Annotated in this window: 5 protein-coding genes; all 5 read left to right on the forward strand. The window is 38.2% G+C overall.

The features are described from left to right. Positions 1 to 82 precede the first annotated feature (82 nt). The gene (locus tag D0T85_RS13550; protein ID WP_163214059.1) at positions 83 to 1810 is read left to right on the forward strand and encodes an Mfa1 family fimbria major subunit; all 1728 of its coding nucleotides are present in this window, start codon (positions 83 to 85) and stop codon (positions 1808 to 1810) included. A gap of 163 nt (positions 1811 to 1973) precedes the next feature. Continuing rightward, positions 1974 to 2975, forward strand: a complete 1002-nt coding sequence (locus tag D0T85_RS13555; RefSeq protein ID WP_163214060.1) for a FimB/Mfa2 family fimbrial subunit — start codon at positions 1974 to 1976, stop codon at positions 2973 to 2975. A gap of 30 nt (positions 2976 to 3005) precedes the next feature. Then, entirely contained in the window at positions 3006 to 4439 is a 1434-nt protein-coding gene (locus D0T85_RS13560) for a hypothetical protein (RefSeq protein ID WP_163214061.1), read from the forward strand. Positions 4440 to 4462: 23 nt separating this feature from the next. Then, positions 4463 to 5725 (forward strand): hypothetical protein, encoded by a 1263-nt coding sequence (locus tag D0T85_RS13565; RefSeq protein ID WP_163214062.1) that lies wholly within the window; start codon positions 4463 to 4465, stop codon positions 5723 to 5725. A gap of 11 nt (positions 5726 to 5736) precedes the next feature. Further along, positions 5737 to 6816, forward strand: a 1080-nt coding sequence (locus D0T85_RS13570) for a hypothetical protein (protein WP_163214063.1), incomplete at its 3' end; no start/stop codon positions are given.

Raw genomic sequence — 6816 nt, forward strand, 5'->3', positions numbered from 1 at the left:
AATCCGTGTCTGAAAAAGAATTAACGATTAACAATCGGGGAAACCCAATATTATTTATTAACCAATAAACAAAAAGATGAAAATGAAAATGAATTTTAAGTATGCGATGATGGCTTTCGCTGCCCTGAGTATGGGGATGGCAAGCTGTTCGGACAAAGACGACAATGGTCCGGAAGTACCAGTTGATGAAGGTACTGCTTTCATTAACTTCCGTATTGTTGACTCTTCTGATGACAACAAAACCCGTGCTTATGCAGAATATCCTGCACTACCAGGCGAAAGAAGAATTGAACGTGCTAAAGTGTACATGTTTAACGCAGCAAAAGTACTTACACGTGTTGAAACGTTGACAGAAGATGTTAATGGTGTTTGGGGTTCGATTTTCGAAGCAACTCCAGGTACACATTACTTCATTGCTACTGCTAATGAACCTATTGTATCTCCTGCACTGAATGTGCCATTGGGAACAGGTATGGACTATTTAGCAATGAAAATTTCTGATGTTACAGAACAAATGTTCTATCAGGAAATTGCTGTTTTGAAGGATGCAACAAAAGCTACTCCAACAGGTTTAGCTACCGACTCGCTTTTCTTCATGACTACTCCTGTAAATGTAGAAAATAACCTGAACAATGGTAACTACAAAACAATGGATTACACCATTGGAGTTTTGGAAGCTTGTACAATGGAAGAAATTCTGGACCCAGCTAACAAAAAGAATGTTATCAAAGTTCCTGTAGGTCGTGCTATGGCTAAAACTACATTAACTATAGAGGCTGGTGATAGAGAAGTGATTGCCTCGGATGCTACAAAAACTCATCTTGGTAAACTGGATAATTTGGTATACAAAGTAGCCAACAATACATATATGATGTATATGTTCCCTTACTTTGGCACTACTCAATTGTTCCAAACTCCATTGTACGATCAGTACAAAGTTGGTTCTAGCTCAGTTGGTTACTGGCCACGTTTGCACGATCCTAATTTCTTTGCTGATGTAGATCCTCTTGTTGCAGTAGTGAACGAACATGGTCGTTCAATTGAACCAAGAACAACACGTCCGGAATCTTCAACAGGCGAAACAGCTAATGGTTTCTATATCATGGAGAATTCAAATCTTGAACCTACATGGAGTAACTCAACTATTTTACAGTTGCGTGCTAATTTTGTTCCAAGTAAGGCTTTGTATATCAATGCGATAGGTGGTAAGCCTGCAACTCCAGACCCAATGCTTAACTCAGCTGGTGATTTGACTTATACAAATTCAAAAGATTATACAGCTGCGACTACTTTCTATCGTGTTTGGGATAACTACCAAAGAGCATATCTTCCATATTTCTTTGAAAACGAGGCAGATGCAAAAGCAGTAGCTGAGTTGGTTCGTTGGGAAGACCGCGATAGTAATGGAACATTGTTAAAGGCAGGTTATACATATGAAACAACAGGTGCTAATGCTTATCCTCATTTAAATACATTACCTGAAGCTTATCATGGTGGACCAGTTGGTATTCCCCAAAAATTCACAGACGGACTTTGTTATTACATGATTCCTATCCGTGATAAGGCAAGAGGAACTCACCCAGCATGGCACGATGTGGTTCGTAACCACTTCTATGATATCAAGATTGCTTCATTTGACAATTGTGGTTATCCTGCACCTGGTGGTGGTGGCCCTAAAGGTCCTGGTGATGAAACAGAACCTAAAGATCCATTGTACCCAGACCCATACTTCTGTCAGGTTTCTATCGTAGTTAAAAACTGGACACATGTACATATCGATGAAGAAAACATTGGTATTGGTTACAAATAAATAGATTAAAGGAGGTAGAGGTAAAGGAGGTAAACTCCTCTCTACTCTACCTCTCTTTTTCTTCCTTAACTATTTTAACAGGCTTTCCCCTTTTTTTTGATTGACAATGATAACTATGCAAACTCTAAGAAAAATATTATATGGTCTCCTTTGCTCTTTGTTTATGTTAACAAGCTGTTTAGGCGAAGGTGATTTGGACTGTGATCCCAAAGAAAACGGTTTGACTATAAAATTCCTGTACAATATAAATTGGGACTTCAAGAATAAGCTTCCCGAAGTACTCGATTTTATCGATTTGTACATTTATAAAGAGTCGGGCGAGTTATACCGTCATGTACACCTAACCAGAGAAGAACTGGTTGCGAGCGACTATACCTATTATACCATTTTACCTGATGGCATGTACGATCTGGTAACCTGGATGAACAATGGAGATTGTTACTACAAAGAGAATATTGATTTGTTTGCTGATGCCAGTGTACGTATTATAGATGATGGTCAGCAAAATATAACAGAAAACACTACTTCCCTTTACTATGGCTATGTAGACCGCCAAAGCGACGAAGTGTATGAAGAAGAAAATGCCCGAATTGAAATTGTAGACGGCAAATACACCCCTCAACCACTTATTATAAACTTCGCCAAAAATACGAACCATATAAATGTATATGCACAGTTTGACCGGTTGGTACACGAAGATGGTGCTGTAAATGTACAAATTAGCGGTAAAAACGGAGTTTGTAACTCGTACAACCGCGCTCCCAAAATTGAAGAATCAAACGATGTAAGCCGTTCCACAGATTATATTTATACATATACACCTCACAAGTTGGATACACTTTACAACGATCAAGGATATTACTTTACGCAAATATCGCGTATTACCACTCAACGTTTATGGCAGAACGATGATATAGACTTAAGTATCATATTGCAGGAACCCGGTCGGCTCGATCGTGAATTGGTGCCAAAAGATAAACGTAAGTTAACAGAACTCATAATGAAACACCCTGCCTATTTCAACAATTTTATGATTGAACGGCAAGATGTATATAACATTGTTTTCCAATTTAATCTGGCATCCGGTGCCTGGACTATGGTCGATGTTATAGTAAACGATTGGCATTTGGTTAAACAAGACCTGAACGATGTAGGTATATGGTGATGTGAAAGAATAAACCTAAACAAATCGGAAATGAAATTGAAAACAAATATATTGGCACATTGGTACATTGGTATATTACTACTATTAACTGCTTGTGGTGATACAAATACAGGGATAACCCCTGAGCCTACACCCAATCCGGATTCCGATCCTGGCGTAATAGTGGAATTGTCTACCCGTTCCTACAACACCGATGTAACAGAGGAATACACCTTTAGTAACCTTTGGCTTATTGTGTACGATGAAAATAAAAACATAGAATATTGTCGTGACTTTCTTGATACATATTCACCATCCGAGTTACCTGTTGATTTGGAAATAGTACAGGCTGTGCGGAAAAACCTGACCAGATACATACGCCCGGGCAAGAAAACCTTTTATGCCATAGGTAATGCTCCAAAAGTATGGGTAGACCAATTGGAGGTTGCCGAAACCACACAAACACTTGATTTGCATGATTGGAAGTGGGAAGAGAAGCACTTGCCCCGTTTGTTAACAACAACCGATGGTAATGGCAAAACAGTATATGTAATGAATAAAGACGAGAAGTATCAATTAGATCTTGCTCATAATCCAATGCCTTACAGTGGCTTTAGAGATACTACAGTTATAGCAGATAAGTTTAATTTCATTACAGTAGAGGTGCTTCGTGCTGTATCGAAACTGGAAGTAGAATTGTTACCAGCCTGGAAAAAAGATCCCGATTATGCTACTCTGGAAAAGATAGATTTTAAAGAAAAGATATCGGCTGATATGGACAATACGTTTTTTAGGGTAGAAATTCAAAACCGTACAGCATGGACTCCCTTGTTTGAAGGCGATGATAATTGCAATGATCCGGCTGCCGACCCAACTACTCTTCCGCCCAATTCAAATGTGAATAACCTTTTTCCAGGTTATCGTTACCCAGGTAATTACGATGGAAGCCAACTAACCATTTATAATCCACTTGTTACCATTACGGATATCTATTCGATAAGCTACGATGTAAGCAGTCCTTTTAAATCGGACTACTTTCCATCCAAAGTTGCTTATGCTATGCATGCTGCTAATTTTGAAGACTCTAAGTGGATATTGGCTTATAAAACAGCCAATGAAGAGCAAAAAACAATAAAATCTGTTCCAATTTATTTTTTCGAGAATCATCCGGCCTTTCATCGCGATGATCCGACCAAAGGGAAAATAAGATGGGAAACTTACAACGAATCCAAGCACCCAATGGCACATGTGTTCATAAAAAATCCTATTGGTGGAACAGCAAATCCCGGTATAACATCTAAGTTGTTCAAGTTGAAAGGTCATTTGGCCGAAAATGATACAATAGATGTACATGGTGCATTTCGTAATCACTATTACCACATGCAACTGGATGTTACAATTAATCCATTCAGTTTATTACTGGATTTAGATATACACGATTGGACGGAGATAGTTGCCCCTACACCGCCCATTCAAATACCTTGAGTTATAAATAAAAAGATATAATTATGAAGAAGTTATTAATGTATATGTTTGGATGCTTGCTTTTAGCAAGTTGTCAAAATGAAGAAGTTACTGTTGTGTCTACACATGGGCTTCAGTTATCTGTAAAAGCATCCGGTACTTTGGCTACACGTGCTGTATCTGGTGATAATAATATATCCAGTTTGCAGGTTTTATATTTTGGCCTGGCCGAAGATGATGAGTATTACCTGATGGATGTAGAAACAGTTTCAGGAGTATCAACTTTGCCAAGTACCAGCGGTGGAACTCCAAGTGTAATCAATTTAACCAATCCCACACAATGGGCCGAAAGTGATGCTTATTATGCTAATTTAAAGGTGGCAGTGTTTGCCAATGCTTCTACATCGCTCACAGGCCTTGGAACAACAGCTGGTTCTGCATCTGGTTCAACAGGAACAGCATCCGATGGTAAAAAGCAGGTAAACAAATTGGGTATTACAACAAATTCAACTCATTTAATGTCAACTGTATTAGAGAGTATTACATTTGGAAATGTAATTGCCGCTAATACAGGTTCAACCCTTTTTGAAGATAATTACATCCCAATGTATGTTCTTGCAGATGATGTTAAAATCTTCACAGGTCCCTATACTGCCGATTGGTATGTAAGTTCCGATGGTACAAGTGCAACCCATAGCTTGCTTCGTGCAGTGGCTAAGGTAGATATAACAAATAATGCAGCAATAACAGATCCAAATACCCCCAGTGGTAGTCCTAAACTATATGCTTATACAATAACTAAAGTGTCTATTGTAAACGGCAATAGTGGTGGCTGGGCTTATCATCCATCAAGTGCGTTTGCTACAACAGACAATGACAGAGTTAAGGAAGCTACAGTATTGGATGCCAAAGCTACAGGGGTTGATACAGATGTAGCAAGCGGTTTAACAACAACCACTAATACTCAAACAATAAGCAATTTCTATATGTACGAGAAAATTGCCACTAACGTAAATGGTAATTTTGATAAAACTACCGATTGTTATATTCTTATAGAAGGAAACCGTAGCGATGGTAAAACGCCTTCGTACATGATTCCTTTTCCTTATTTGGGTGTAGGTAATCATGCTGCAACTCAAACGGGAAGTCCTTATACTTATTCTCCTACAGCAACAGGTAGTGTATTGCGCAATCATTACTACAAATTTGTGATTGAAGGGGTAACCGATAGCGGATTGCGTATAAAACTATATATTAAAGATTGGACAGAAGTTACAGTTAACACAGATCCTATTCAAGTTTCCTAAATAATAAAGCAATGAAACATATCTGCCTACATATATCCTTGTTGTTTTTGGCAATGCTAACCCAAGTATCTTGCCAAGAAGATAACTCTGCTTATGATTCGGCAGAAGGTGGAGCCTATTTTTCTATACGAGCACTTGCGGATGATGAGGTGGCAATAGATAACCTATGGGCTATTTATTTTAAAGCCTCTGCTGCCGCAGGTACTTACTATTACTATGATAAGTATAAATGTGTTTCACCAACCACAAGTAATAGTGTACATACATACGAACTAAAAAACTATCCTACTGCTACAAATCCAAGCAGTGACAATGCCAGGATGAAAGTTGTTTTTGTTGCCAATGTAGAAAGTTTGGTTTCTTCTTGGAGTACCAGTACAACAATGTCTGACATCGAAAGCAGTTTGATAGTAAGTACTACCAATAGCGGAATCTGGGGAGTATCCTCTACTATGACATCCAACAAGGCACCTATGTATTATTGTACAAGTGAATTGCTCTTGATTAAAGATAAACTAACTACTGTTGAGTATCTGGAAAACTCAGATGTTACTCCATGTGGATTGGAACGATTGGTAGCCAAGTTTACTATTAACAATAGAAAAACATTATCTACAGGTACTAACAATCTGGTACTTGATTTGGCAGAAGTTCGTGTTGTAAATGGAAACGACAGAGGATTTCTTTCTACCAACCTTAATAGTACAACTTCTGTAACAGTGCCGGAATCAGCTACTAAAAGTGCAGTTGTAAATGCTACAGTAATGTCTCCATTAAATGCAACTGTAGATATTAGTACAGAAGAAAAGAATGTAGCTGTACAACAAGTGATTTTTTATACTTTTCCAGCTATAAATTCAAACAAAACTGCGAATGATTTGAATAATGAGAGCAATACCTACATACGTTTAAGTGGTACTGTAACCGGATCAAATCAGTCTGGTACATTGAATTATATGTTGCCAATACCGGGTACACTTGATGTAAATAATAAGATACTTACCCCTGGTGATGTTGTGCGCAACCACCACTACATCTACACCATAGACGGTGTAAAAGACAACCTAACATTCACCGTTACCATAAACGAA

It is taken from the genome of Bacteroides sp. 519 (assembly GCF_010500955.1).
Lineage (GTDB): Bacteria > Bacteroidota > Bacteroidia > Bacteroidales > Bacteroidaceae > Bacteroides.

Bases quoted from the DNA above. Each gene is read 5' to 3' on its own strand.
- D0T85_RS13560 (WP_163214061.1), top strand. From the start codon at position 3,006: ATGAAATTGAAAACAAATATATTGGCACATTGGTACATTGGTATATTA.
- D0T85_RS13555 (WP_163214060.1), top strand. From the start codon at position 1,974: ATGTTAACAAGCTGTTTAGGCGAAGGTGATTTGGACTGTGATCCCAAA.
- D0T85_RS13550 (WP_163214059.1), top strand. From the start codon at position 83: ATGAAAATGAATTTTAAGTATGCGATGATGGCTTTCGCTGCCCTGAGT.
- D0T85_RS13565 (WP_163214062.1), top strand. From the start codon at position 4,463: ATGAAGAAGTTATTAATGTATATGTTTGGATGCTTGCTTTTAGCAAGT.